The following is a 1,264-nucleotide window of genomic DNA, read 5'->3' as shown; positions in this document are numbered from 1 at the left end:
TGATCCTGCCTCGATTCCACGTACAGCAAGAAGTTTGATAACTTTTTGACTGTATGGAGAAGAACATGGCAGAGAACGTGGTACCGAGACGGCAGTACACGAAGGCATTCAAGGTTGAGGCGGTGCGGCTCGCTGAGAGCGTCGGTCAGCATGAAGCCGCTCGCAGGCTGGGCGTGCCGGTGGCGACGTTGGGGAACTGGTGCCGTGATCAGCGCGATGGCAGTGCGCAGGCGGCAGCGGGGCCGGCGCCGAGTGCACCGAGCTCAAGTCGTCGCCCAGTCAGCGACCTAGAGGCCGAGAACAGTCGTCTGCGTAAGGAACTTGCCAGCGCAAAGCTGGATATCGAAATTCTTCGAAAGGCGACGGCGTACTTCGCGAAGGGGGCGCGGTGAGGTACGCCTGGATAGAAGCGCATCGCGACCAGTACAGCGTAAGTCGGCTTTGCCGGGTTCTGGGTGTGTGCTATTGTCAGTGGCGCGGCCGGGAGCCAAGTCGGCGGGAACTGGCCAATGCCATGTTAGGTCGCCGCCATTCATCGTGCCAGCCGCGGCAGCTATGGCCGTCCTCGCATCGTGCGACAGTTGCATGCTCAGGGCCGGCCGGCGAGTGCCGAACGCGTGCGTCGCAGCCTGCAACGCCAGGGGCTGCGCCCGGTCTACAAGCGCCCGTATCGGGTGACGACGGATTCGAAGCATCGCCTGCCGGTGGCGCCGAATCTGTTGGATCGGCGTTTCGACGGCTGGCGGCCCAATCAAGCCTGGGTAAGCGACATCACCTTCGTTAGGACCCGCGAGGGCTGGTTGTATCTGGCGGCGATCCTGGATCTGGCGAGCCGGCGCATCGTCGGCTGGTCGACGTCCGAGCGGATCAACGCGGACTTGGTCTGCCAGGCGTTGCGCAGCGCGTGCTGGCAACGCAAACCGCCACCGGGATTGCTGCTGCACTCCGATCGTGGCGCCCAATACGTCAGTCGTGCGTACCGGAAATTGACCGCCGCGTTCAAGATAAACGTTTCAATGAGCCGCCGCGCCAACGCTTGGGATAACGCCCCGATGGAGAGCTTCTTCAAGACGCTGAAGGTCGAAAGAATCTACCAGACTCACTACGAACGCGTGCCCACGCCCGCCTGGATATCGTCGATTGGATCGAGGGCTATTACAATCGGCAACGCCTGCATACCTCGATCGACTTCCTTACCCCCGTCGACTACGAGGCCAGCTTGATCGCCGCATGAGATGCTGTACGCGAAAACGAGGCAGGGTCA

At 61.9% G+C, this 1,264-nt stretch carries 1 pseudogene; it reads left to right on the top strand.

The annotated features are described in order from the left end of the window. The first annotated feature begins 53 nt into the window (after positions 1 to 53). Positions 54 to 1,234, top strand: a pseudogene (locus U5771_RS35115) (IS3 family transposase). Positions 1,235 to 1,264: the final 30 nt, after the last annotated feature.

The organism is Burkholderia sp. BCC1977 (assembly GCF_905339595.1).
Lineage (GTDB): Bacteria > Pseudomonadota > Gammaproteobacteria > Burkholderiales > Burkholderiaceae > Burkholderia.
This window is presented reverse-complemented; position numbering and strand designations above follow the sequence as displayed.